Source organism: Mesorhizobium sp. M0800, assembly GCF_040320095.1.
Classification (GTDB): domain Bacteria; phylum Pseudomonadota; class Alphaproteobacteria; order Rhizobiales; family Rhizobiaceae; genus Mesorhizobium.
Genome location: NZ_JAMYOZ010000001.1, coordinates 336,902 through 360,249 on the forward strand (window position 1 = coordinate 336,902; position 23,348 = coordinate 360,249).

Consider the following 23,348-nt stretch of genomic DNA (forward strand, 5'->3'; position numbering starts at 1 on the left):
GAATTCTCGATTTTCGCCTCGTCATGGCCGCAGCTTGCGACTACGACGCGGGTCACCGTACCCCACGGCGAGGAACCGGTAACGGAATGGCGCGGCCCGCAGCCCAGTACTCAACGATCATGAACGTGCTGCTGGCCGGCATCCTGCTGATGCTCGCCGGCGACTTCCTGTTTGCGCTGAACGACGCGATGGGCAAGTGGCTGGTCGCCAGTTTTTCCGTCGGCCAGGTCGTGCTGATCCGCTCGATCGGCGCGTTTTTCATACTCGGGCCGATGATTGCACATCAGGGTGCGGCCAAGCTGTTTCGCATGGAGCGGCCGGAGCTGCAGCTGCTGCGCGTGGTGATGACGACGCTCGACACGGCGCTGTTCTACGCGGCGGTCGTCTATCTGCCGCTCGCCGATGTGATGAGCTTTTACATGGCCGGGCCGATCTATGTGGCGGCGCTGTCGCATTTCCTGCTCGGCGAAAGGGTCGGCTGGCGCCGCTGGGCGGCGATCCTGGTCGGCTTCTGCGGCGTGCTGATCATGCTGAAGCCATCCTCGGCCGCGTTCTCCCTGTCGTCGATGTTCGCGCTCGCCGGCAGCATTTCATTTGCCTTCGCCATCATCCTCAACCGGCGGCTGCGCGGCACCAGCGACACTTCGCTGGTCACCTGGCAGACCATCGGCACGCTGCTGGTCGGCGCTGCGTTGACCATAGGCAGTTGGAAGACGCCGTCATCGCTCGATTTCGGCGCCATGCTGCTTCTCGGCGTCGTCTCCTGCGGCGCGCACCTGATGATCACCCGGGCGTTGAAGCTTGCCCCTGCCTCGACCTTGGCGCCGCTGCATTACAGCCTGCTATTGTGGGCAGTGGTCTTCGGCCTGGCCTTCTTCGGCGATGTGCCTGGGCCGCGCATCCTGGTCGGCTCGGCCATCGTCGTGCTGGCCGGCCTGTTCATCTTCCACCGCCAGAAGGTGGTCGACACGGTACCGCCGGAAAACGTGCCGAAGGGTGTGAATTAACCCCGGCGCACCGCTGCGAGATGCCGCGAAAATTCCGGCATCTCCATCAGTGCCTTGCAGCGCGCAAACCGGCCGTCGGCATAGGCGCGAAAGTCGTCGGCCGGATTTTTGTTGGCAAGCTGGATCAGTCCCCACAGCGTCCACAGCAGGTCGCACATCGCCTTGTAGATGACGATGCGGGCGCGCTCCGCCGGTCTCGGCTCGCCGCCGAAATAGGCCAGCGTCATCTCCTCGTCCTGCGCGGCGTCGAATTGCCCTTCGACGCTGAGGTCGCCGAGATCCCAGAGCGGATCGTTCATGCCGGAATATTCCCAGTCGACGATCCACATCCTGTCGCCCGTATCGAGAAAGTTTTCGCAGAGCGGGTCGCAGTGGCAGGCGACGATCGGCAGAGGTTGAGCCGCAAGTGCTGAGCGCACTGCCTCCGCCTCGCGGACCACATCGTGGTAGCCGGCAGGCAGGGCGACGTCCTTGGTTGACAGCACTTTCAGATAATCGTCGATCATCGCAAACAGCTCGAAGCGGAAGGGGAACACCGCGCCGGATGTGTGCAGTTTGCGAAAGGCCTTGCCGGCGCGTGCCGGGCTGCCCGGCCGAGTCTTGAACTTTTCCGGTGACATCGTCTCGGCACCGGCAACGAAGCGGGTCACCAGCACGCCGGTCTCGGCATCGACATGCAGCACATCGGGACTGACGCCGGCCTTCGCCGCTTCCCGCGCCGCCACTGCTTCGTTGGCGCGGTTGATGTATTCCTCGGTACCCTTGCCGGGGATACGCAGGCAGAAATCCTTACCCCTGAAGACGAGGTTGGTGAGACCGCCGAGCCGTTCCAGAGGGCCGTCATAGCCGGCCAGCATCGGAATGGCCGCAAGTGCGGCGCGCGCCCGGTCGTCCGCCATGGATTTCGCTCCTTTCCCCGTGTTATTGGGACGACGACGGTTCCACAGTTTTCGCCGTTTGGCTATGATCGCGTTGCGGATCGATACCAGGCGACGGAAAGCGATGACGGACAGCAATCAGCAGAGCGCACTCGCCGCAGCCTATGCGGCGAAGCGGCCGGAAGACGTCGCGGCGCTCTACGACAGTTGGGCAGGCACCTATGACGCCGACATGTCGGCGGCTGGCTATCGCCATCCCACCATCTGCCTTGCCTTGCTGGCCCGCCATCTGCCGCGCGGCGCCGCTCCTCTGCTCGATGCCGGCGCGGGCACCGGGCTCATCGGCGAATGGCTTGCCATTACCGGTTATCCGCAGGTCGAGGCGCTCGACATCTCGGAAGGCATGCTGGCGCAAGCCGCGCGCAAGGGCGTCTATTCGGCGCTTCACTGCCTGGCGCTTGGCGGACCGCTGCCCTTCGTGGACGACGCCTATGCCGGGATCATCTCAGCCGGCGTCTTCACGTCCGGCCATGTCGGGGCCGAGGGTCTGGACGAGCTGATCCGCATCTGCCGGCCGGGCGGGGTGATCGTGCTGACAGTGAAGAACACGCTGTGGGATGCCGGGTTTGCCGCGCGGATCGCCGAGCTCGAGGCGCAAGGCACCGTCACGCGCGCCGAAGAGACGCCGCCCTATGTTTCGATGCCAGGCGAGGCCGATACCGTGCCGAGCCGGGGGCTGGTGCTCATCGTGAACTGAGGCTGAAACCGGAAGGCTCTACGCCTTCACCTTTGCTCCTGCCGGATCGTAAAGCGGCTCGAGGTGTATCTTAGCCGGCGTCCGTTCCATTGCCACCACCAGCTCGTAGTTGCCGGAAGTGAGGAAATCATCGTTGACGCCATCGGCATTGCGCACATAGCCGTAGCCGATGTTCTTGCCGATGGTGTAGCCATAGCCGCCGCTGGTGAGATAACCGACCGCCTCGCCGTTGCGCAGGATGGTCTCGCGCCCGAGCAGCACGACGTCCGGATCATCGACAGTGAAGCCGGCAAAGCGTTTCCCGAGCGTCGAGCCGTCGAGCTTTTCAAGCGCCCGCCGGCCGAGGAAATCGGTGTTCTTCCTGAGCTTCACCGCCCAGCCGAGGCCGGCCTCCTGCGGCGTGTCGTTGGGCGTGATGTCGACGCCCCAGGCGCGGTAGCCCTTTTCCAGCCGCAGCGATTCCAGCGCCCGATAGCCGACCGGCCGAATGTCGAATATTTCGCCCGCCGCCATCAGCGCATCGAAGACCTCGCCGGTCGCCGCGATCGGCACATGCAGTTCCCAGCCGAGTTCGCCGACATAGGTGACGCGCAGTGCCCGGATGGCGTGGCCGGCAATGGCGATCTCGCGAACATGGCCGAATGGAAAGGCGGCATTCGAGACGTCGGCATCGGTCACCGCTGACAGCACGTCACGGGCGCGCGGCCCCATCAGCGACAATGTGCCGAAATCCTCCGTGACGTCGGTCAGCATCACGTCGAACTCCCTGCCGATATGATCGGCAATCCAGGAGAAATCATGCGTGCGGAAACCGGTGCCGGTGACCACGTAGAATTTTTCCTCACCGAGCCTCGCCACGGTCAAATCGGCCTCGATGCCGCCGCGCGTATTGAGGAGCTGCGTGTAGGTCAGCCGGCCGACCGGCTTGGCGACGTCGTTGGCGCAGATCCAGTCCAGCGCCTTCAGCGCGTCGGCTCCGGTCATTTCGTATTTGGCGAAAGACGACTGGTCGAAAATACCGATCTTTTCGCGCACGTGGCGGTGCTCGTCGCCAACCGCGGGGAACCAGTTCTGCCGGCCCATCGAATAGACGTCCTTCGGCTCGATGCCTTCCGGCGCGAACCAGTTCGGCCGCTCCCAGCCAAGTTTCGAGCCGAACACGGCGCGATGTTTTTGCAGCCGCTCGTACAAAGGCGAGACGATGCGCGGCCGGCCGCTGACATATTCCTCATGCGGGAAGCCGATCGTGTAGTGCTTGCCATAGGCTTCCAGCGTGCGGTCGCGGACCCATTGCCGGTCGCGGTGGAGATCGGAGAAGCGGCGGATGTCGACCACCCACAGATCGAGCGGCGCCTCGCCGTCGACGACCCATTGCGCCAGCACCCAGCCGGCGCCGCCGCCGGACGCGATGCCAAAGGCATTGAAGCCGGCGCCGACGAACATATTGGCGCATTCCGGCGCCACACCGAGGATGAAATTGCCATCCGGCGTAAAGCTCTCCGGCCCGTTGATCATCTGCCTGACGCCGGCATTGGCGAGCGCCGGGACACGCTCGATCGCCTGGCTCATATGCTGCTCGAAATGATCGTAATCATCGTCGAACAGCCGGAACTCCCAATCGTCCGGCACATCGCCGCCCTGCAGACCGGTCGTCCACGCCTGCGGATTCGGCTCGTAGCCGCCCATCACCAACCCGCCGACCTCCTCCTTGAAATAGGTGCGGCGATCGGGGTCGCGAATTGTCGGCGCGTCGGTCGCCAAGCCGACGATCCTCTCGGTGATGATGTACTGGTGCTTCACCGGCTGCAGCGGCACGTTGATGCCGGCCAGCGCACCCACCTGCCGCGCCCATTGCCCGGCGCAGTTCACCACCTTGTCGCAGGCGATATCGCCCCTGTTCGTCCTAACCTTGACGATCCGGCCGTTGGTCATTTCAAAGCCGGTGACCCGCACCTCCTCGAACAATTTTGCGCCATGCATGCGCGCGCCCTTGGCCAGCGACTGGGTGATGTCGGAAGGGCTTGCCTGACCGTCGGTCGGCAGCCAGGACGCGCCGACGAGGTCGCCGGTTTCCAGCAGCGGCCACATTTCCTTGACCTCGGCCGGCGACAGCAGATGCATGTCCATGCCGAAGCTCTTGGCCGTGGTTGCCAGCCGCTTATACTCGGTCCAGCGGTCGGCATTGGTGGCGAGGCGCAGGCAGCCAGTCATCTTCCAGCCGGTGGCGAGGCCGGTTTCGGCTTCCAGCCCCTTGTAGAGATCGACCGAATATTTGAGCACGCGCGTGATCGACGCCGACGAGCGCAGCTGGCCGACCAGCCCGGCAGCATGCCAGGTCGAACCCGAGGTCAGTTTGCCCTGTTCGAGCAGCACGATTTCGGCCTTGTGGTCGCGCGCCAGATGATAGGCCGTCGAACAGCCGATGATGCCACCGCCGATGACGACGATCCCGGCCTGGGCGGGCAAGGTCATGTCCGCGTCCCGTATTTTGTCCTGTAGTTTTCCAGGGCGGCTTCGAGCCGCGCCAGGTTTTCGTCGGCGTAGGCGGCGTAGTCGACACCGGGTGCGTCGAGGTAAAGCTCGGAAACCATGCCCCACATCGCCTCACGCAGCAGCGACGCGCATTGCATGGCGGCGTGCGAGCGCCGTATCGCCGGGTCCGGCTCCTTCATGAAATAGGCGGTCAGGAAGGCGAAGGACTCCTCGTCGCTCATGCCTGCATTCGACGCCGCGCCGGCAAGGTCGAACATCGCGGTGTTGAAGCCTGCATATTCGAAATCGATGAGCCACAGCCTGTGACCGTCGTCGATTATGTTAGCCGGCAAGAGGTCATTATGGCCGAAGACGATCGGCAGCAGCTTTTGCGCGCGCTCGAGCTCGTCCGCCAGCGTCAGCAGGCGCGGCAGTTCGCCCAGCTTGCGGCTGCGGCCTTCCTCCAGCGTGCGCGCATAGTCGCGAATGACATGGAATACCCAGAACATGAAGCCGGCGCCGGAGACATGACCGGGCATCTCCCGGTGGAAACCGCGCAGCAACGCGGCAACGCGGCCGAGATCGGCGCGCACGTCCTGCGCGACATAGGCCTTGGCGCCGAGATACTCCGTCACCATGACGCCGGGTCCAGTGTAGTGGACGGCCGGAGCGAAGCCTGCCGCGTGCGCTGCCCGCGCCGTCATCATCTCGCGCTCGCGAAAGACATGGTGGAACGGATAGTCCTGGCCGAGCCGCACGACGTGCCGCTCGGCCGCGTCCTTGACCAGATAATTGGCATTGCTCAGCCCGCCCGGCAGCGGCGCGATGTCGATGCTGCCGGTCCAGCAAGGCAGCGCACGGATGCGGTCTTCGACAGTCACGATCTCGTCCAACATTGGGTCAATTTTCCACGCATGTCACGGCTGGCCAGCGATGACAATCGGACGGAGGAATGGAGGCAACGCGAAGATCTCGTCGGTGCAGATCTCGGGATCGGTATCCCGCACCGCACCGACGAGCCCCTTTGTGCCGGGTTCTTCGACGCCGGCATCCGCCCCCGCGGATCCTGAATTTCGGTACCCTTGCACCCGACGATCTCCCGGGCGTTCGGGCAAGCGATTTTTCGTGCGGCTCAGCCGTCGTCCTCCGTTCCGAGCCTGTCACAGCGATAATGTCGCGCCACGCTGGAGGCGTTGTCAACGCGAAATTGTGGTATTTTCTGGTTTTTTGCCCGAATTTTGCTAAATTCCTTGGAATTAGTGGCATTTATGCCGTAGAAGCGGTCAGCGGTGCAACAATCCGACCGGATGGAACCGATGGTCCACTCGAAGCGGCATGGCGAAATCCTGCGCCTCCTCAAGGAGGAAGGCACCGTGACCATTGCGAGCCTGGCCGACCGGCTGGGCGTCTCGCTGGAGACAGTACGCCGCGACGTCAAGCCACTAACCAGCGACGGTTCCATCCTCAAGATGCACGGCGCCGTCGGCCTGCCGTCGATTGCCGGCGAAGCGCCGTTCGAGCGGCGCATGCGCGAGAACGCCGATGCCAAGCGGGCAATAGCGCGCATGGTCGCCGCCACCATCCGCGACGGCGAATCGATCATGCTCGACACCGGCACCACCACCTCTTTCCTGGCCCGGGAACTGCTCGGCCACCGGCGCCTGACGGTCGTCACCAACTCCTCCGACATCGCCCGCACACTGGCCACCGTCAACGGCAATAAGGTCTACATGGCCGGCGGCGAGCTGCGCAGCGATTCCGGTGCTGCCTTCGGCGTCTCGGCCATCGAATTCGTCAGCCGCTTTTCCGTCAGCCATGCAGTGATATCGACCGGTGCGGTCGATGCCGTCACCGGCGTCATGGACTATGATCTGGAAGAGGCCGAATTCGCCCGCATGGTGCTGTCGCGCGGCCAGCGTTCGCTTGTCGTCACCGACCATAGCAAATTCGGCCGCCAGGGCCTTGTTCAGGTCTGCGGCTTCGGCGGCTTTTCCGAACTCGCGACCGACCGTCCGCCGCCGCACGACATCGCCGCCGCCCTTGCCCAGGCCGGCGCACGGCTCAGCATTGCCGATGGCGGAAGCGAGGGCTGAGCTCTATCGTGAGCTCTATCGGGAGATCTGCGCCAGCACCCACTTCCCAGCGCCGCCTCTGCCGTGTTTAGTCCGGCCATGGCTTTCACGATCCGCCAATTGCAGTTCTTCATCGCCGTCGCCGAGCAGGGCACAGTGTCGGGCGCCGCCCAGAACCTGTCGATCTCGCAATCCTCGGTCACCGAGGCGATCAAGGAGCTGGAGCACGATCTCGGCGTCGAGCTGTTCGAGCGCCATCCGCGCGGCTTGAACATCACCCACAAAGGCCACCAGTTCCTGCGCCATGCGAGAAAGATCCTGGCCGACGTTTCCGATGCGCGCCGCGCCTTCTTCGGCGAACAGGCCGCGGCAAGCGGGCGGCTGCAACTTGGCGTCACCTCGCTGGTCGCCGGCTATGTGCTTTCCGATCTTCTTGCCCGCTACCGCCGCGCCTATCCGGGTGTCGAGGTCTCGGCGATCGAGGACAATGGCGACTATCTCGAGCACCTGTTAATTGGCGGCAAGCTCGACATTGCCGTCATGGTCACCTCGAACCTGCGCGACCGCACGGCACTGCAGTCCGAAATCCTCGAAGTCTCGGCCTACCGGCTGTGGCTGCCGCTCGGCCATCCCTTGGCCGGTGCCGACATCATCGGCATCGGCGACATCGCCTCGGAATCGCTGATCATGCTGACCGTCGACGAGATCGAGGAGAATACCGGAAAGCTGCTGACCGCAATCGGCGCCAAGCCGCATGTCGCCTTCCGCACCCGCTCGGTCGAAGCGGTGCGCAGCCTCGTCGCTACCGGCGCCGGCGTGGCGCTGCTGCCCGACCTCGTCTACCGGCCATGGTCGCTGGAAGGCGACCGCATCGAATCGCGCGATATTTCGGGGTCGTTACCAGTCGTCCAGGTCGGCATGGTCTGGCGGCGCGGCTCCGGCCTGCCGCAGGCGGCTCGCGACTTCATCGGACTTGCCCAGTCGCAGCGCATGGTGCGCCAACGGCCCGAGAAGATCGGCCGCTGATGTATCGGAAAAACCGATATCGGCTTTCTGATAAATGAATTTGCGAAACCGGAAATTTCGCAGCACTTTTCGGTCAGGGAACAAAGCTGCCGTTAGAGCGACGTGCGTCCAATTGGACGCACATAGTACGCTCTAAGACTTTTAGTTTTCGCATCGGGCTTTCCGAAAATCGATTCCGATTTTCGGGCCAATGCGAGGGGCACGGCCCTTCAGAGCCGCGCATCCAACGTTTTTGAACGGGCGCGTGATCTTCTTCCGAAACCCGAAACTGGTTTCAAGGTCATGCAAAAATGGGAGATCGACGATGAATTCATTGCTGAAATCATGCACTGCCTTGACGGTCGCGCTGAGCTTCTCCGGCCAGGCCATCGCCCAGGTCAAGGACCTCGGCAAAGGCGAAGGAGAGGTCAATATCGTCGCCTGGCCGGGCTATATCGAGCGCGGCGAAACCGACAAGGGCTATGATTGGGTCACGTCCTTCGAGAAGGAAACCGGCTGCAAGGTCAACGTCAAGACCGCTAACACCTCCGACGAGATGGTCTCGCTGATGAACGAGGGCGGTTTCGACCTGGTCACCGCCTCGGGCGATGCCTCGCTGCGTCTCGTCGCCGGCAAGCGCGTCCAGCCGATCAACACCGACCTCATCCCGAGCTGGAAGACGGTCGACGACCGGCTGAAGGATGCGCCCTGGTTCAGCGTCGGCGGAGTCCATTACGGCGTTCCCTATCAGTGGGGGCCGAACGTGCTGATGTACAACACCGAAGTGTTCAAGAAGGCGCCGAAGAGCTGGAACGTGGTCTTCGAGGAAATGAAGCTTCCCGACGGCAAGTCGAACAAGGGCCGCGTCCAGGCCTATGACGGGCCGATCCACATCGCCGACGCCGCCAATTACCTGATGGCTCACAAGCCGGAGCTCGGCATCAAGGATCCGTACGAACTGACCGAGGATCAGTACAAGGCGGCGCTCGACCTGCTGCGGGTCCAGCGTACGCTGGTCGGACGCTATTGGCACGACGCCGCCATCCAGGTCGACGATTTCCAGAACGAAGGCGTCGTCGCCTCCGGTTCTTGGCCCTACCAGGTCAACACGCTGATCGCGGCCAAGAAGCCGGTCGCCTCAACTATCCCCGAGGAGGGCGTCACCGGCTGGGCCGATACCACGATGATGGAGGCCGATGCTGCCCACCCGAACTGCGCCTACATGTGGATGGAGCATTCGCTGTCGCCAAAAGTGCAGGGCGACGTCTCCGCCTGGTTCGGCTCGCTGCCGGTGGTGCCCGCCGCCTGCAAGGGCAACGAACTGCTCGGCGAAGAAGGCTGCAAGACCAACGGGTACGACAATTTCGACAAGATCAAGTTCTGGAAGACGCCGGTCTCGAAATGCGCCACCCAGAACGACCAGTGCGTGCCCTATTACCGCTGGGTGTCGGACTATATCGGCGTCATCGGCGGGCGGTGAGTTCGCCTGACCTACGAAGCTCGGCGCTGCCCCTCACCCTTACCCTCTCCCCGTGAAGAACGGGGGGTCGCCAGCGTTGGAGCGCCTCCCTTCTCCCCGTCCACTATACGAGGAGAAGGTGCCGGCAGGCGGATGAGAGGCAGCGCTACCGCCTGAAATTTGATGAGCCTGACAGATCAGGACAGCCCCATGACCTCCGCCGTTTCCTTCCAAAACGTGTCTCGCCATTTCGGCAGCGTGCGTGCCGTCGACGCGGTCGATCTCGACATCGTGCCGGGCGAGTTCTTCGCCATGCTCGGGCCTTCCGGCTCGGGCAAGACGACGTGCCTGCGCCTTATCGCCGGTTTCGAGCAGCCGACGGCGGGCTCGATCTCGATCTTCGGCGAACGCGCCGAGGGCGTGCCGCCCTATCGCCGCAACGTCAACACCGTGTTCCAGGATTATGCGCTGTTCCCGCATCTCAACGTGCTCGACAACGTCGCCTATGGGCTGATGGTCAAGGGCGTCGGCAGACCGGAGCGGCAAAAGGCGGCGGAAGAAGCGCTGGCGCTGGTGCGGCTTCCCGGCTACGGCGCCCGTCGCCCTGGCCAGCTTTCCGGCGGCCAGCGCCAGCGCGTCGCGCTCGCCCGTGCGCTGGTCAACCAGCCCAAGGTGCTGTTGCTCGACGAGCCGCTCGGCGCCCTCGACCTCAAGCTTCGCGAAAACATGCAGGAGGAGTTGAAATCGCTGCAGAAGGCGCTCGGCATCACCTTCGTGTTCGTCACCCACGACCAGGGCGAAGCGCTGTCGATGGCCGACCGCGTGGCCGTCTTCAATGACGGCAAGATCATGCAGATCGGCACGCCGGAAGACATCTACCAGCGCCCCAAGACCCGCTTCGTCGCCGATTTCGTCGGCTCGTCCAACGTGCTGCCGCCGGATTTCGTCCAGCGCTATGCCGGCCATTATCGCTGGGGCAGCCTGCGGCCCGAATCCATCCGTATTGGCCGGGCCAACGGCGAAGGGGTTGCCGCCCGCCTGGTCTCGACCAACTATCTCGGCGCCACGACAAGACTGGCGCTCGATGCAGAGGGCTTGCGGCTGCATGCCATCGTGCCGGCGGGTGCTGCCTTGCCCCGCGAAGGCGAGGCGGTGGTGCTCACCTTCAACCGCGAGCATTTGCATCTGATGGACGAGCTAGGATGAGCCTGGACGCTGCCATGCCGCGGGCCACGGCCCCCGCCATCCTGCCGGGTAGTGGCGGCGTACGCGGCGGGCTCTCCGATCTCTTCTGGCGCCGGCCGCAATTCTTGCTGCTCCTGATGCTGCTACCCCCGGTTCTTTGGCTCGGCATCGTCTATATCGGCTCGCTGTTTGCGCTGCTTTTGCAGAGCTTCTTTTCGATCGATGAGTTCTCCGGCCTCATCAACCGCGAGTTCACGCTGAAGACTTATGGCGACCTGCTGCAGGCCGCCAATCTCGACATCATCCTGCGCACGGTAACGATGGCGGCGCTGGTGACGCTGGCTGCGGCGGTCATCGCCTTTCCCATCGCCTATTACGCGGCGCGCTATGCGCGCGGCCGTTGGAAGGCGCTGTTTTATCTCGGCGTCATGCTGCCGCTGTGGTCGAGCTACCTGGTCAAGATCTATGCCTGGAAGCTGATCCTGGCCAAGGAAGGCATCCTGACATGGCTGCTGGCCAAATTGCATCTTCTCTGGCTGCTTGATGCCTGGCTATCGCTGCCGATCGTCGGCGGCAACTCATTGTCGGTCTCCTCAACCGGCACCTTCATCGTCTTCGTCTATGTCTGGCTGCCATTCATGATCCTGCCGGTGCAGGCCGCACTCGAGCGCGTGCCGGGCAATTTGGTCGAGGCTTCGTCCGATCTCGGCGCCTCGCCCGGCCAGACCTTCGGCAACGTGCTGTTCCCGCTGGCGCTGCCCGGCATCGTTGCCGGCTCGATCTTCACCTTCTCGCTGACGCTCGGCGACTACATCATTCCTCAGATCATCGGCACCTCGCGGCTGTTCATCGGCCAGGCCGTCTATTCGCAGCAAGGCACCGCCGGCAACATCCCGCTCGCCGCCGCCTTTACCGTGGTGCCCATCGTCATCATGGGCTTCTACCTCTGGGGCGCCAAGCGCATGGGGGCTTTCGATGCGCTCTGACCGTGGCCCATCCGCGCCGATCGGCCTGAAGCTCGCTGCCACCGGCGGCCTGCTCTTTCTGCACCTGCCGATCCTGCTGATCTTCGTCTATGCCTTCACCACCGAGGAGAAGAGCTTCGTCTGGCCGCCGCCGGGCCTGACCACGCAATGGTTCGCCGTCACCTGGAACCGCCCCGACGTCTGGCAGGCGCTGTCATTGTCTGTGCGGGTCGCGGCGATCTCGACTGCCATCGCGCTGGTCCTCGGCACGCTGTGCGCCGCCGCCGTGTCCCGCACAAAATTCTTCGGCCGCGAAACCATCTCGCTGCTGGTCATCCTGCCGATCGCGCTGCCCGGCATCATCACCGGCATCGCGCTGCGCTCGGCCTTCGCGCTGGCCGAAATCCCGTTCTCGTTCTGGACGATCGTGCTCGGCCACGCCACTTTCTGCGTGGTCGTCGTCTACAACAATGCGGTCGCCCGTTTCCGCCGCACGTCCGGCTCGATGATCGAGGCGTCGATGGATCTCGGCGCCGATGGTTTCCAGACCTTTCGGCATGTCGTGCTGCCCAACATCGCAACCGCGCTGCTGGCCGGCGGCATGCTTGCCTTTGCGCTGTCCTTCGACGAGGTCATCGTCACCACTTTCACCGCCGGTCAGCAGCAGACGGTGCCGATCTGGATGCTCGAAGAATTGATCCGTCCGCGCCAGCGTCCGGTCACCAATGTCGTGGCGATGGTGGTAGTGCTGGTGACGCTGCTTCCCATCCTCGCTGCCTATTACCTGACCCGCGACGGCGACCAGATCGCCGGTTCGGGCAAATGATCTCGTTCATAAGGGAGAGACTTCCATGGACACGCAGATGCTGATCGGCTCGAAATTCGAAAAAGGCACCGAGACCGAGGAGCCGATCCTCAACCCGAAGACCGGGGCGACCATCCTCAATCTGCCTGAGGCCAGCCCAGCGCAGATCGAGGCGGCCGTACTTGCCGCCGAAAAAGCCTTCGTCACCTGGTCCCGCACAACACCGGCGCAGCGCGCCGGCTATCTCCTGAAGATCGCCGATCGCATCGAGGCTGCTGCACAGAATTTCGCGGCGCTCGAGGCGCTGAACTGTGGCAAGCCGATCAATGCCGTGCTCAATGACGAGATCCCGGCGATCGTCGACTGCTACCGCTTCTTTGCCGGCGCGGTCCGCTCGATGCCCGGCCAGGTCGCCGGCGAATACATTCCCGGCCACACCTCGATGGTCCGCCGCGACGCCATCGGCGTTGTCGCGTCGATCGCGCCGTGGAACTATCCGCTGATGATGATGGCCTGGAAGCTGGCGCCGGCGATTGCCGGCGGCAACACCGTCGTCTTCAAGCCGTCGGAACAGACGCCGCTGACCGCGCTGAAGCTGGCGAAAATCCTTGCCGAGATCCTGCCGGAAGGCGTCGTCAACGTCGTGCTCGGTCGCGGCGACAGCGTCGGCAACACGCTGATCAACCACCCGAAGGTCAACATGATCTCGATCACCGGCGACGTCGCCACCGGCAAGAAGGTGCTGCAGGCTGCCGCCAAATCGGTCAAGCGCACGCATCTCGAGCTCGGCGGCAAGGCGCCGGTCATCGTCTTCGACGACGCCGATCTCGGCGCGGTGGTCAACGGCCTGCGCGCCTTCGGCTATTACAATGCCGGCCAGGACTGCACCGCCGCCTGCCGCATCTACGCCGGCAAGAAGATCTACGACAAGCTCGTCGCCGACCTCTCCGCTGCCGTCTCGACCATCAAGTATGATCGTCCTGACGATACCGAAAACGAGATCGGCCCGCTGATCTCGCGTCGCCAGCGCGACCGCGTCTCGAGCTTCGTCGAGCGCGCCTCTGAGCTCAAGCACATCGAGATCACCACGGGCGGCAAGCCGGGCGAGGGCTCCGGCTTCTTCTACCAGCCGACCGTCGTCGCCGGCGCGCTGCAGGAGGACGAGATCGTGCGCCGCGAAGTGTTCGGTCCGGTGGTCTCGGTCACCCGCTTTTCCGAAGTCGACGAAGCGGTGGACTGGGCCAATGACTCTGACTATGGCCTGGCGTCGTCGGTGTGGACCAAGGATGTTTCGCGCGCCATGGCGACGGCGGCCCGGCTGCAATATGGCTGCACCTGGATCAATACCCATTTCATGCTGACCAACGAGATGCCGCATGGCGGGTTGAAACAATCCGGCTACGGCAAGGACATGTCGCTCTACGCGCTGGAGGACTATACCGCCGTCCGCCACGTCATGGTCGCTCACGGGTAGCGCCCGCGAGGAGACGCCTATTCTTCCGCCTCCTCCGCCTCGCCTGCGGCCGGCGCCACCAGCAGCACAGCGGCGCCGAGGAGCGCGGCAATGAAGGAGCCGGCGAGGATGCCGACCTTGACCGCGTCCTGCAGGGCGGCGTCGCTGGCGAAGGCGAGCAGGCCGATGAACAGGCTCATGGTGAAGCCGATGCCGCAGAGCAGCGAAATGCCGACCATGTGCAGCCAGCCGGCATTGACCGGCAGATCGGCGAAGCCAAGCCGGATGGCAAGCGCGGAAGACCCGAACACGCCGACCAGCTTGCCGGCGACGAGCCCGGCGGCGACGCCGAGCGTCAGCGGCTCGGCCAGGGCGGCAGCGCTGAGACCGGCGAGCGAGACGCCGGCGTTGGCAAAGCCGAAAATCGGGATGACGAAAAAGGCGACGACTTTGTGCAGGCCGTGTTCGAGCCGGTGCAGCGGCGAATGGTCGAGATCATGGCCGCTGCCCGGCGATATCTTCAGCGGTATGGTGAGGGCCAGCGCGACGCCGGCGAGCGTCGCATGGACGCCCGATTTGAGCACCAAAACCCACAGAACGATGCCGAGCAAGATGTACGGCAGCAGCGTCAGCACCCGCATGCGGTTGAGCACCACCAGCAGCGCGATCACGGCGAAGGCGGCGCCGAGATAGGCGAGCGAGAGGCCGCTGGTATAGAACACCGCGATGATGAGCACCGCGCCGAGATCGTCGATGATGGCGAGCGCGGTGAGGAATATCTTCAGCGAGCCCGGGACGCGCCTGCCGAGCAGCGACAGCACGCCGAGCGCAAAGGCGATATCGGTGGCGGTTGGGATCGCCCAGCCGGACAGAGCGGCTGGATTGTTGTGGTTGATGGCGACGTAGACCAGTGCCGGCGCTGCCATGCCGCCGGCGGCGGCGATGCCGGGCAGCACGCGGCGCGGCCAGGTCGACAGCTGGCCGTCAAGCATTTCGCGCTTGATCTCGAGGCCGACCAGCAGGAAGAACACCGCCATCAGGCCGTCATTGATCCAGTGCGAGACGCTGAGCGGTCCGAGATAGGCATGGAGGGCGGAGAAATAAGCCTCGCCCAGCGGCGAATTGGCGACGATCAGGGCCAAGGCCGCCGCAGCCATCAGGATGAGGCCGCCGGCCGCCTCGCTGTCGAGGAATTCGCGCAGCATGGAGACCAGCCGCTTTTCGTCCTGCATCTCGCCTCCGTCGTATCAGCGGCAAGGTCCGACACCGCCAAGCGATGATGCGCAAACAGCGCTGGCCGGGCAAGCCTGTAATGAGAGCCCTTTAGCGCGGCGCGCGCTTGGCGAGGATGCGTTGCAGCGTGCGGCGATGCATGTTCAGGCGGCGTGCGGTTTCCGAGACGTTGCGGTCGCACATTTCGTAGACGCGCTGGATGTGTTCCCAGCGCACGCGATCGGCCGACATTGGATTTTCTGGCGGCGCTGCGCGTTCGCCCGCGGTGCGGGTCAGGGCGGCAAAAATATCGTCGGCATCGGCCGGCTTCGACAGATAGTCGATGGCGCCGAGTTTTACCGCCGTCACCGCAGTGGCGATGTTGCCGTAGCCGGTGAGGATGATGGCGCGGGCATCGTCGCGCTTCTCGCGAATCGCGGCGACGACGTCGAGGCCGTTGCCGTCGGCCAGCCGCATGTCGACCACCGCATAGGCCGGCGGATTGGCGCGCGCTTTGGCAACCGCCTCCTCGACGCTCTCCGCCGTCTCGACCACGAAACCCCTGGTTTCCATGGCGCGGGCAAGCCGCGTCAGGAACGGCTTGTCGTCGTCTACGATCAGCAGCGAGGTATCCTCGCCTTCGACCATTGCGCCAATCGTTTCGTCAGTACTCATCGTGCTGAAAATCCTGCTGCCTGATTTTTACGCAAATATAGTTTCGCAACGCTATTGTCCAATTTAGGCCGTGTCGAACATGGTGGCCGAAGCCTGCTCGGGATTGAGGAAGACGCTGCGCGGCCACGATATCTGCACGATAGCGCCCTCGCCGGGCTCGCTTGAATTGCGGAAATCGAGCGTCGCGCCGGAGCGTTCGAGCAAGGTCTTGGCGATGAATAGGCCGAGGCCGAGGCCGCCGCCGGCTTCGGTGCCTTGTCGTGTCGACATATAGGGTTCGCCGATACGGTCGATGATCTCCGGTGGAAAGCCCGGCCCGTCGTCGATGATCGAGAAGCTGACGGCGGCTTCATTCCAGTTCCAGCGCACTGTCACGCTGTTGCGGGCGAAGTCGACCGCGTTCTCGACCAGATTGCCGAGGCCGTAAATGACGCCGGGATTGCGCCGGCCCACCGGTTCCGGGCCGATGCGCTCGCCCGGCCGAAGCTTGATCGAAATGCCGAAATCGCGGTGCGGCGCCGTCACCTCCTCAACCAGCGAGGTCAGCGGCAGGCGCGAGAGGTGCACCTCGCTCTCGGAGGACAAGCTGGTCAGGCGCTTCAGGATTTCGCGGCAGCGCTCGCTCTGCGAACGCAGCAGCTTCACGTCCTCGCCGTATTTCGGATCTTCGCCAAGCGCCTTCTCCATTTCCTTGGCGACAAGTGTGATGGTGGCGAGCGGTGTGCCGAGCTCGTGCGCGGCGGCCGCGGCGAGGCCGTCGAGGGCAGAGAGATGCTGCTCTCGCTGCAACACCAATTCCGTGGCGGCAAGCGCGTTGGCAAGCAGCCGCGCCTCCTCGGCCACCCGGAAGGCATAGATCGCGGTAAAGGCGATGGAGCAGAACACCGCCATCCACATGCCTGCGACATAGATGAACGGCATCGCCAATGGCGCGCCCTCATGCCATGGCAGCGGCAGGTGGTAAAAGACCAGCAGCGTCGCCGCCACGATCACCAGCGCGCCGAGCATGGCGGTCAGCCGCAGCGGCAGCGACGTCGCCGAGACGACGACGGGCACGGTCATCAGCAGCGAAAACGGATTGGTGAGTCCGCCGGTCATGTAGAGCAGGCCGGCAAGCTGCAGGCTGTCGAAGGTCAGGATGGCGAAGGCCGAGAACGGGGTAAGCCGATGCGCCGCCGGATAGCGGAAGGTCAGCAAAAGGTTCATCCAGGCCGAACAGGCGATCAGCGCAAAACACATGCTGACCGGCAGCGGAAATTTCAGCCCGTAAGCGACGACAAGCACGGTCAGGCTCTGGCCGACGATGGCAAGCCAGCGCAACCTGATCAGCGTGTTGAGGCGCAGCCGCTGGCTTTGCTGGAAGTCGGGTGCGTGCAGGATGTTTATCATGGCCAGTGATTATAGAGGGGAAACAGCCGGAGGTCTTTTCCGAAAACCGCCGAAGCCGGCCCTCGGTTCGGGATGACAGTCTGGAAGCATCAGGTACCGCGCGGCTTGGCGCGGCTGGTGGCGGCGGCGAGAAGCGGGTTCTCCGGCCAGACATGCCTGGGATATCGGCCGCGCATCTCTGCCCGCACATCGGCCCAGGAGCCGCGCCAGAAGCCGGGCAGGTCGCGCGTCGTCTGGATCGGCCGGTGAGCCGGCGACAGCAATTCGAGCGTCAGCGGCACAGTGCCGTTGGCGATCGCCGGATGCCGGTCGAAGCCGAACAGTTCCTGCACGCGGATCGCCAGCACCGGCCATTCGCCGTCATAGCGGATCGGCAGCCGGCTGCCCGACGGCGCGTCGAAATGGGTCGGCGCCAATGTGTCGATCTTGCGCTGCAATTCGTGCGGCACCAGCGTCATCAGGCCTTGCCAAAGCACGCTGGGATCGATTGCCGCAAAGGATGCCGCGCCGGAAAGGAACGGGAGCAGCCAGTCGTCGAGGCGCTCGACGAGCGCGGCATCGGAGACATCGGGCCATGGCGCGCCGAGGCCGCGATGCAGCCAGCCGAGCCGCTGCCGCAACGTCTCCGCCTCCCTGTTCCACGGCAACAGGGACAGGCCGTGTTCGCGCAAGGCGTCGAGGATGGCGCGATCCGCGTCGGCACCGGTCGGCGCCGGCAGCATGCGTTCGGACAGCGTGATGGCGCCGAGGCGAACCGTTTCGCGCACCCGCACCGCGCGCCTGTCGCGGTCGAAGCTCACCTCGCGGCGGGTCTCGATCTTTTCCGCCAGCGCAGTGCGGATGTCGGCCTCATCGATGGCTGCCGCTGCGGTGATGCGGGCGTTCTGCGCCTTGCCCTGCAGGTCGGCGACGACGAGCCAGGTCTCGCCGGCCAGCGGATCGGAGGCGTCGAGCATGGCGCCCGAGCCGTTGGCAAGCACGAAGCGGCCACGCTCGCCGCGCGCTTTGGCGACCCGATCCGGCCAGGCATGGATGAGGAGAGCGCCGGCTGTGCTGCCCTCCCCCTTGAGGGGGTCGGAAGGACGGGCGAGACCCGTGGCTCGCCCCGGCGCGTCGATCCGCGTAGCGGATCGGGGTGGGGTCGGTTCGGGCACGCCATCGACGACCCCGCCCCGTCTCCCTCGTCTCGCTGCGCTCGGCTCGCTCGCCGACCCTCCCCTCGAGGGGGAGGGTGAAGCCTGCTTTGCCAGCCTCTCAGCCAGGTGCCGGGCGGCGGTGGCGCGCGGCGATCTTTCGGCGCGAAAGCGCAGCAGCCGCCGTTCGAGATCGGCACCATCGCCGCCAAGGCCACGCTCGGTCAACAATACGGCGAGCATCGCCGCCTCGAGCGCCTCTCCGGTTCTTGCCGCCTCGGCGACCATGTGGGCGAGCCGCACCGGTAGCGCCAGCCTGCGCATCGCGGCACCGGCATCCGTCAGGCGTCCTGCCGCATCGACAGCATCGAGCGCACGTAGCAGTACCCTCGCCTCGGTGAGCGCCGGAGCCGGCGGGGGGTCGAGGAAGGACAGGCTGGTCGGATCGGCGACGCCGAACGCCGCGCTATCGAGCAACAGGCCGGAAAGATCGGCCTCGAGGATTTCCGGCGGCGTGAAGGCCGGCAGGGCCGCTGTCTGCTCGGCCCGCCACAACCGGATGGCGACGCCCGGCTGCGTGCGCCCGGCACGGCCGGCGCGCTGGTCGGCAGAAGCGCGGGAAGCACGTACCGTCTCCAGCCGCGTCAGGCCGCTCGCCGGCTCATAGCGCGGCAGCCGCGACAGGCCGGAATCGATGACGACGCGCACGCCGTCGATGGTGATGGAGGTTTCGGCGATCGACGTCGCCAGCACGACCTTGCGGCGGCCGAGCGGCGCCGGCTTGATCGCCGCGTCCTGCGCCCTGTTGTCGAGCATACCATAGAGCGGCACGATGTCGGTATCGGCGCCGACCTTGCCCGCCAGCCGCTCGGCGGTGCGCTCGATCTCGCGCTGGCCGGGCAGGAAAGCGAGCACGCTGCCCTCCTCCCCGGCAAGCGCCGAGCGAATCGCCTTGGCCATGGCGTCCTCGATGGTGACGCCGGCCGGCCGCTCGTCATAGCGGATGTCGACCGGGAAGGCGCGGCCTGCGCTCTCGATCACCGGCGCGCCGGACAGCAATTTTGCGACACGCGCGCCGTCGAGCGTTGCCGACATCACCAGCAATCTGAGTTCGGGCCTCAGCGCACCCTGCACGTCGAGCGCCAGCGCCAACCCGAAATCGCCGTCGAGCGAGCGTTCGTGGAACTCGTCGAATAGCACCGCCGCGACACCAGGCAGTTCCGGGTCGTCGAGGATCATGCGGGACAGCACGCCTTCGGTGACGACGAGAACCCTGGTCTTTGCGGAACTGCGGTTTTCCATGCGCATGGCATAGCCGACGGTTTCCCCGGGCTCTTGGCCGAGCAATTCGGCCATGCGGCGGGCGGCAGCGCGGGCGGCGAGGCGGCGCGGCTCGAGCAGGATGATCTTTCCGGCGCCGAGCCATTCAGCGTCGAGCAGCGCCAGTGGAACCAGCGTCGTCTTGCCGGCACCGGGCGGCGCCACCAGCACGGCGCTGTTACCATGGCTCAGCGTTTCATTGAGCGCCGGCAAGACAACGGAGACCGGCAGGTCCGGCAAGGGTTTTGTCGTCATTGTGCTATGCTGTGCAGCCAGTTGGCAGCGACCGCATATCAGCGGTGGCGGTCGCGGCGCAACCTCGGCGCCGACTCAAAGCCTGGTCCGCAAAAACGGGTTCCAGCGCACCGTGCCGAGCCGCACCTCCTCGCGCACCATCGTTAGCAGGCCGGAACCGCCGACCACGGCCAAGCCGACCAGCGACAGAAAATCCGGATATTCCCTGAAGAACAGCGCACCTAGAACCACCGCCCAGACGATCTGCGAGTAATGCGTCGGCGCGATGCGGTTGGCCGGCGCGTATTTGACCGCCAGCAGATGCAGCAGCTGGCCGCCGGCGGTAAAGGCGCCGGCCAGCACCAGCCAGGCCCATTGCCTGCCATCCGGCAGCGAGAACGAGGTAGCCGCCGCACCGACGCCGTTGAAGAGCAGGCCGTAGCCGATCAGCACGCCGAGCATCGTTGTGCGCTTTTCCTGCGCGGCGAGCGAACGCATCAGGATGACATTGGTGGCGGCCAGGAAGGCGATGATGAACGCCGCCAGATGGCCAAGCTGCAACTCGCGAAAACCAGGCCTGACGACCAGCATGACTCCGGCAAAGCCGGCGACGACCGCCAGCCACCGCCATGGGCCGACCTTTTCCTTGAGGACCAGCGTGGCCAGGATAGTGACGAACAGCGGCGCCAGAAAGATGAGCGCATAGACTTCCGCCAGCGGGATGGTGGTGAAGGCATAGACGCTGAGCACGCCCGAGGCGATGCCGGCCCAGGCCCGGGCCTGTACCGCCCAGGGCCGGTTGGTGCGCCAGAAATCGAGCCAGCGCTCGCCTGCCGGCCTGGTAAAGAGCAGAAAGCAGCCGGCAAACAACGTCGAGAAGAAGCCGATCTCGAAGACGTTGAACTGCCCGCCCAGGCTTTTGACAACAGCGTCGCTGCACGAATAGCTTGCATAGGCGATGAGCGCGAGCAGAATTCCGTTGGGCACGTTTTTCCATTTCCGGGAGAGATGAGAGTGAAGATATTGGCGCTTGGCGCGCATTCGGACGACATCGAGATCTTCATGTTCGGTACGATGGCGGCCTATGCCGCGCAAGGCGCAGAACTCTTTTTTGCCATAGCCACGGATGGCACCAGGGGCGGCTATGGCGATCCGGCCGCACTTGCCCGCACGCGCCGCAAGGAGGCGACGGCGGCGGCCGGCCTGCTTGGCGTGACGCCGCGCTTCCTCGACTTTCCCGATGGCGGGCTGGTCGCGGATGCCGCGCTGATCGGGGCGCTCAAAGCACTGATCGGCGAGATAGGGCCGGATCTGGTGATAACGCATGCGCCGAACGACTATCATGGCGACCACCGCGCGCTGTCGGATGGCGTGCGCATCGCAGCGTCATTCTCGGTGCCGGTGCTACATGCCGACACGTTCGGCGGCACCGGGTTTTCGCCAACGCACTACGTCGATACCTCCAGGCATTTCGATCTCAAGGCGGAGGCGATCCGGGCGCACCAGTCGCAGGATCCCGAGCGTTTCGTCGACGCGGCGCGCACGCAGAACGCCTTTCGCGCCGGCCAGTGCAACGGCCCAGCCGGATCGTTCGCCGAGGCCTTCCGCTTCGAGCCAGTCTTCCCCTTCGCCGATATCCGCGCGCTGCTGCCGCCGGCCCCAGTGATCCGTCCGGTGGCCGTCAGCAACAAGACGGTGACCTAGCCAGGTCGCCGCAACTTCTCACGTTGCTTTCCTATCCAGCATGCTGCGATGCAGCAACGAATTCGCTTGCCTTGTTTAGTAAAAATTGCATCACTAAACAAATTACTAAACATCCGGTGCGCCGCCGCGTCGTTGTGTTTGGGCCCCCGAGGAGGGGTTTAGCGGGCTCTTGAAACCGTCATCCGGACGCGTTTCGCAAATGGGAGGAAGGCATGAAATCGACCTTGAAATTGGCGTTGGGACTGGCATCGACACTCTTTGCGTCGACAGCCGTTTCGAATGTCGCGCAGGCAGAAGATCTGACGCTTTGCTGGGCAGCCTGGGACCCGGCCAACGCGCTTGTGGAATTGTCCAAGGACTTCACCAAGGAAACCGGCATCGGCATGAAATTCGAATTCGTGCCGTGGACCAACTATGCCGATCGCTTTCTCAACGAGCTGAATTCGCACGGCAAGCTGTGCGACCTCATCATCGGCGACAGCCAGTGGATCGGCGGTGCCGCCGAGAACGGCCATTACGTCAAGCTGAACGACTTCTTCGACAAGGAGAAGATCAGCATGGACGATTTCGTGCCGGCGACCGTCGTCGGCTATTCGGAATGGCCGAAGAACTCGCCGAATTACTGGGCGCTGCCGGCCATGGGTGACGTCGTCGGTTGGACTTACCGCAAGGACTGGTTCTCCAAGCCGGAGCTGCAGAAGGAATTCAAGGAAAAGTACGGCTGGGATCTCGGCCCGCCGACGACCTTCGACCAATTGAAGCAGATCGCCGAATTCTTCCAGAAGCGCGACATCGACGGCAAGACCGTCTATGGCGCGTCGATCTACACCGAGCGCGGCTCGGAAGGCATCACCATGGGCGCCATGGACGTGCTCTACAGCTTCGGCTTCCAGTACGAAAACCCGAAAAAGCCCTACGAGATGGAAGGCTTCGTCAACTCCGATAAATCGGTGAAGGGCCTGGAGTTCTACAAAGCCCTCTACGATTGCTGCACCCCTCCCGGCGCCTCGAACAGCTACATGGGCGAAGGCGTCGATGCGTTCAAATCCGGCCAGGTGGCGATGCACATGAACTTCGCCTTCACCTGGCCAGGCCTGCAGAAGGACGAGAATGTCGGCGGCGACAAGATCGGCTATTTCGTCAATCCCAAAGGTCCGGACGGGGACCAGTTCGCCCAGCTCGGCGGCCAGGGCATCTCGGTGGTCTCCTATTCCGACAAGCAGGAAGCCGCGCTCAAATACATCAAATGGTTCGCCAACAAGGACGTGCAGTCCAAATGGTGGTCGCTCGGCGGCTATTCCTGCCTCAACGCGGTCGTCAAGGACCCGGCCTTCCCGGCCAGCCAGCCCTACGCGCAGACCTTCCTCGACTCGATGGCCATCGTGAAGGACTTCTGGGCCGAGCCGAGCTATGCCCCGCTGTTGCAGGCATCGCAGAAGCGCTTCCACGACTATGTCGTTGCCGGGCAAGGCTCGGCCAAGGATGCGCTCGACGGCCTCGTCAAGGACTGGACCGAGGTCTTCCAGGACGATGGCAAGATGTAAACGGCTCCTCCCGAGCCCATGACCGAACCGTCCCGTGCCACTTGGCACGGGACACAGTTCAGATAAATTCCATTGTCGA

At 64.4% G+C, this 23,348-nt stretch carries 19 protein-coding genes; 11 read left to right on the plus strand and 8 right to left on the minus strand.

Going from position 1 to position 23,348, the window contains the following annotated elements; translation table 11 throughout:
* Nucleotides 1-86 precede the first annotated feature (86 nt).
* The gene (locus NKI18_RS01620; protein ID WP_023676358.1) at nt 87-1,007 is read left to right on the plus strand and encodes a DMT family transporter; all 921 of its coding nucleotides are present in this window, start codon (nt 87-89) and stop codon (nt 1,005-1,007) included.
* Here the strand turns inward: NKI18_RS01620 and NKI18_RS01625 are convergent.
* On the minus strand, nt 1,004-1,906 hold the full coding sequence (locus NKI18_RS01625; RefSeq protein ID WP_352614455.1) for a phosphotransferase: 903 nt from the start codon (nt 1,904-1,906) through the stop codon (nt 1,004-1,006). The genes NKI18_RS01620 and NKI18_RS01625 overlap by 4 nt on opposite strands.
* Before the next feature lie 103 nt (nt 1,907-2,009).
* On the opposite strand from NKI18_RS01625, the gene NKI18_RS01630 reads away from it, so the two are divergent.
* Entirely contained in the window at nt 2,010-2,642 is a 633-nt protein-coding gene (locus tag NKI18_RS01630) for a class I SAM-dependent DNA methyltransferase (protein ID WP_023676355.1), read from the plus strand.
* Nucleotides 2,643-2,660: 18 nt separating this feature from the next.
* Here NKI18_RS01630 and NKI18_RS01635 read toward each other — a convergent pair whose 3' ends face one another.
* Together NKI18_RS01635 and NKI18_RS01640 are read right to left on the minus strand one after the other, a co-directional pair.
* Nucleotides 2,661-5,114, minus strand: coding sequence for a GcvT family protein (locus NKI18_RS01635; protein ID WP_352614454.1), 2,454 nt, complete (start codon nt 5,112-5,114; stop codon nt 2,661-2,663).
* The gene (locus tag NKI18_RS01640; RefSeq protein ID WP_352614760.1) at nt 5,111-5,995 is read right to left on the minus strand and encodes a phosphotransferase; all 885 of its coding nucleotides are present in this window, start codon (nt 5,993-5,995) and stop codon (nt 5,111-5,113) included. The genes NKI18_RS01635 and NKI18_RS01640 overlap by 4 nt, the downstream gene beginning before the upstream one ends.
* Before the next feature lie 435 nt (nt 5,996-6,430).
* Between NKI18_RS01640 and NKI18_RS01645 the strand changes: the two genes are divergently transcribed.
* The 7 genes from NKI18_RS01645 to NKI18_RS01675 all read left to right on the plus strand — a co-directional run bounded on the left by NKI18_RS01645 (nt 6,431) and on the right by NKI18_RS01675 (nt 14,079).
* Entirely contained in the window at nt 6,431-7,207 is a 777-nt protein-coding gene (locus NKI18_RS01645; RefSeq protein WP_352448483.1) for a DeoR/GlpR family DNA-binding transcription regulator, read from the plus strand.
* 78 nt (nt 7,208-7,285) lie between these two features.
* Nucleotides 7,286-8,212, plus strand: coding sequence for a LysR family transcriptional regulator (locus tag NKI18_RS01650; protein WP_352614453.1), 927 nt, complete (start codon nt 7,286-7,288; stop codon nt 8,210-8,212).
* Nucleotides 8,213-8,516: 304 nt separating this feature from the next.
* The gene (locus tag NKI18_RS01655) at nt 8,517-9,671 is read left to right on the plus strand and encodes an ABC transporter substrate-binding protein (RefSeq protein ID WP_352614451.1); all 1,155 of its coding nucleotides are present in this window, start codon (nt 8,517-8,519) and stop codon (nt 9,669-9,671) included.
* 189 nt (nt 9,672-9,860) lie between these two features.
* A complete protein-coding gene (locus NKI18_RS01660) occupies nt 9,861-10,856 on the plus strand; it encodes an ABC transporter ATP-binding protein (protein WP_352614450.1) in 996 nt (331 codons plus the stop codon).
* A 14-nt stretch (nt 10,857-10,870) separates the two neighbouring features.
* The gene (locus tag NKI18_RS01665; protein ID WP_352454675.1) at nt 10,871-11,821 is read left to right on the plus strand and encodes an ABC transporter permease; all 951 of its coding nucleotides are present in this window, start codon (nt 10,871-10,873) and stop codon (nt 11,819-11,821) included.
* Nucleotides 11,811-12,626: an ABC transporter permease gene (locus NKI18_RS01670; protein WP_352479858.1), complete on the plus strand. Its 816-nt coding sequence runs from the start codon at nt 11,811-11,813 to the stop codon at nt 12,624-12,626. The genes NKI18_RS01665 and NKI18_RS01670 overlap by 11 nt, the downstream gene beginning before the upstream one ends.
* Nucleotides 12,627-12,651: 25 nt before the next feature.
* On the plus strand, nt 12,652-14,079 hold the full coding sequence (locus NKI18_RS01675) for a gamma-aminobutyraldehyde dehydrogenase (protein ID WP_352614448.1): 1,428 nt from the start codon (nt 12,652-12,654) through the stop codon (nt 14,077-14,079).
* A 17-nt stretch (nt 14,080-14,096) separates the two neighbouring features.
* Here the strand turns inward: NKI18_RS01675 and nhaA are convergent, their stop codons facing one another.
* The 5 genes from nhaA to NKI18_RS01700 form a co-directional block, all read right to left on the minus strand.
* The gene (gene nhaA / locus NKI18_RS01680; RefSeq protein ID WP_352614447.1) at nt 14,097-15,290 is read right to left on the minus strand and encodes a Na+/H+ antiporter NhaA; all 1,194 of its coding nucleotides are present in this window, start codon (nt 15,288-15,290) and stop codon (nt 14,097-14,099) included.
* Between the two features lie 91 nt (nt 15,291-15,381).
* Nucleotides 15,382-15,945 (minus strand): ActR/PrrA/RegA family redox response regulator transcription factor, encoded by a 564-nt coding sequence (locus NKI18_RS01685; protein ID WP_023676342.1) that lies wholly within the window; start codon nt 15,943-15,945, stop codon nt 15,382-15,384.
* Nucleotides 15,946-16,008: 63 nt separating this feature from the next.
* On the minus strand, nt 16,009-17,334 hold the full coding sequence (locus tag NKI18_RS01690) for an ActS/PrrB/RegB family redox-sensitive histidine kinase (RefSeq protein ID WP_352448476.1): 1,326 nt from the start codon (nt 17,332-17,334) through the stop codon (nt 16,009-16,011).
* 89 nt (nt 17,335-17,423) lie between these two features.
* Nucleotides 17,424-20,042 carry an ATP-dependent helicase HrpB gene (hrpB, locus tag NKI18_RS01695; protein ID WP_352614445.1) on the minus strand — a complete coding sequence of 873 codons (2,619 nt, stop codon included), beginning with the start codon at nt 20,040-20,042 and terminating at the stop codon, nt 17,424-17,426.
* Nucleotides 20,043-20,117: 75 nt separating this feature from the next.
* A complete protein-coding gene (locus tag NKI18_RS01700; protein ID WP_352591135.1) occupies nt 20,118-21,008 on the minus strand; it encodes a DMT family transporter in 891 nt (296 codons plus the stop codon).
* A 27-nt stretch (nt 21,009-21,035) separates the two neighbouring features.
* Here NKI18_RS01700 and NKI18_RS01705 point away from each other — a divergent pair, with 27 nt between their 5' ends.
* Nucleotides 21,036-21,725: a PIG-L deacetylase family protein gene (locus NKI18_RS01705; protein ID WP_352591132.1), complete on the plus strand. Its 690-nt coding sequence runs from the start codon at nt 21,036-21,038 to the stop codon at nt 21,723-21,725.
* 212 nt (nt 21,726-21,937) lie between these two features.
* Nucleotides 21,938-23,269: an ABC transporter substrate-binding protein gene (locus NKI18_RS01710; RefSeq protein WP_352454682.1), complete on the plus strand. Its 1,332-nt coding sequence runs from the start codon at nt 21,938-21,940 to the stop codon at nt 23,267-23,269.
* Nucleotides 23,270-23,348 lie beyond the last annotated feature (79 nt).

Bases quoted from the DNA above. Each gene is read 5' to 3' on its own strand.
- NKI18_RS01635 (WP_352614454.1), bottom strand. From the start codon at position 5,114: ATGACCTTGCCCGCCCAGGCCGGGATCGTCGTCATCGGCGGTGGCATC.
- NKI18_RS01645 (WP_352448483.1), top strand. From the start codon at position 6,431: ATGGTCCACTCGAAGCGGCATGGCGAAATCCTGCGCCTCCTCAAGGAG.
- NKI18_RS01710 (WP_352454682.1), top strand. From the start codon at position 21,938: ATGAAATCGACCTTGAAATTGGCGTTGGGACTGGCATCGACACTCTTT.
- hrpB (WP_352614445.1), bottom strand. From the start codon at position 20,042: ATGACGACAAAACCCTTGCCGGACCTGCCGGTCTCCGTTGTCTTGCCG.
- NKI18_RS01630 (WP_023676355.1), top strand. From the start codon at position 2,010: ATGACGGACAGCAATCAGCAGAGCGCACTCGCCGCAGCCTATGCGGCG.
- NKI18_RS01625 (WP_352614455.1), bottom strand. From the start codon at position 1,906: ATGGCGGACGACCGGGCGCGCGCCGCACTTGCGGCCATTCCGATGCTG.
- NKI18_RS01620 (WP_023676358.1), top strand. From the start codon at position 87: ATGGCGCGGCCCGCAGCCCAGTACTCAACGATCATGAACGTGCTGCTG.
- NKI18_RS01650 (WP_352614453.1), top strand. From the start codon at position 7,286: ATGGCTTTCACGATCCGCCAATTGCAGTTCTTCATCGCCGTCGCCGAG.
- NKI18_RS01660 (WP_352614450.1), top strand. From the start codon at position 9,861: ATGACCTCCGCCGTTTCCTTCCAAAACGTGTCTCGCCATTTCGGCAGC.
- NKI18_RS01665 (WP_352454675.1), top strand. From the start codon at position 10,871: ATGCCGCGGGCCACGGCCCCCGCCATCCTGCCGGGTAGTGGCGGCGTA.
- NKI18_RS01685 (WP_023676342.1), bottom strand. From the start codon at position 15,945: ATGAGTACTGACGAAACGATTGGCGCAATGGTCGAAGGCGAGGATACC.
- nhaA (WP_352614447.1), bottom strand. From the start codon at position 15,290: ATGCAGGACGAAAAGCGGCTGGTCTCCATGCTGCGCGAATTCCTCGAC.
- NKI18_RS01655 (WP_352614451.1), top strand. From the start codon at position 8,517: ATGAATTCATTGCTGAAATCATGCACTGCCTTGACGGTCGCGCTGAGC.
- NKI18_RS01675 (WP_352614448.1), top strand. From the start codon at position 12,652: ATGGACACGCAGATGCTGATCGGCTCGAAATTCGAAAAAGGCACCGAG.
- NKI18_RS01670 (WP_352479858.1), top strand. From the start codon at position 11,811: ATGCGCTCTGACCGTGGCCCATCCGCGCCGATCGGCCTGAAGCTCGCT.
- NKI18_RS01690 (WP_352448476.1), bottom strand. From the start codon at position 17,334: ATGATAAACATCCTGCACGCACCCGACTTCCAGCAAAGCCAGCGGCTG.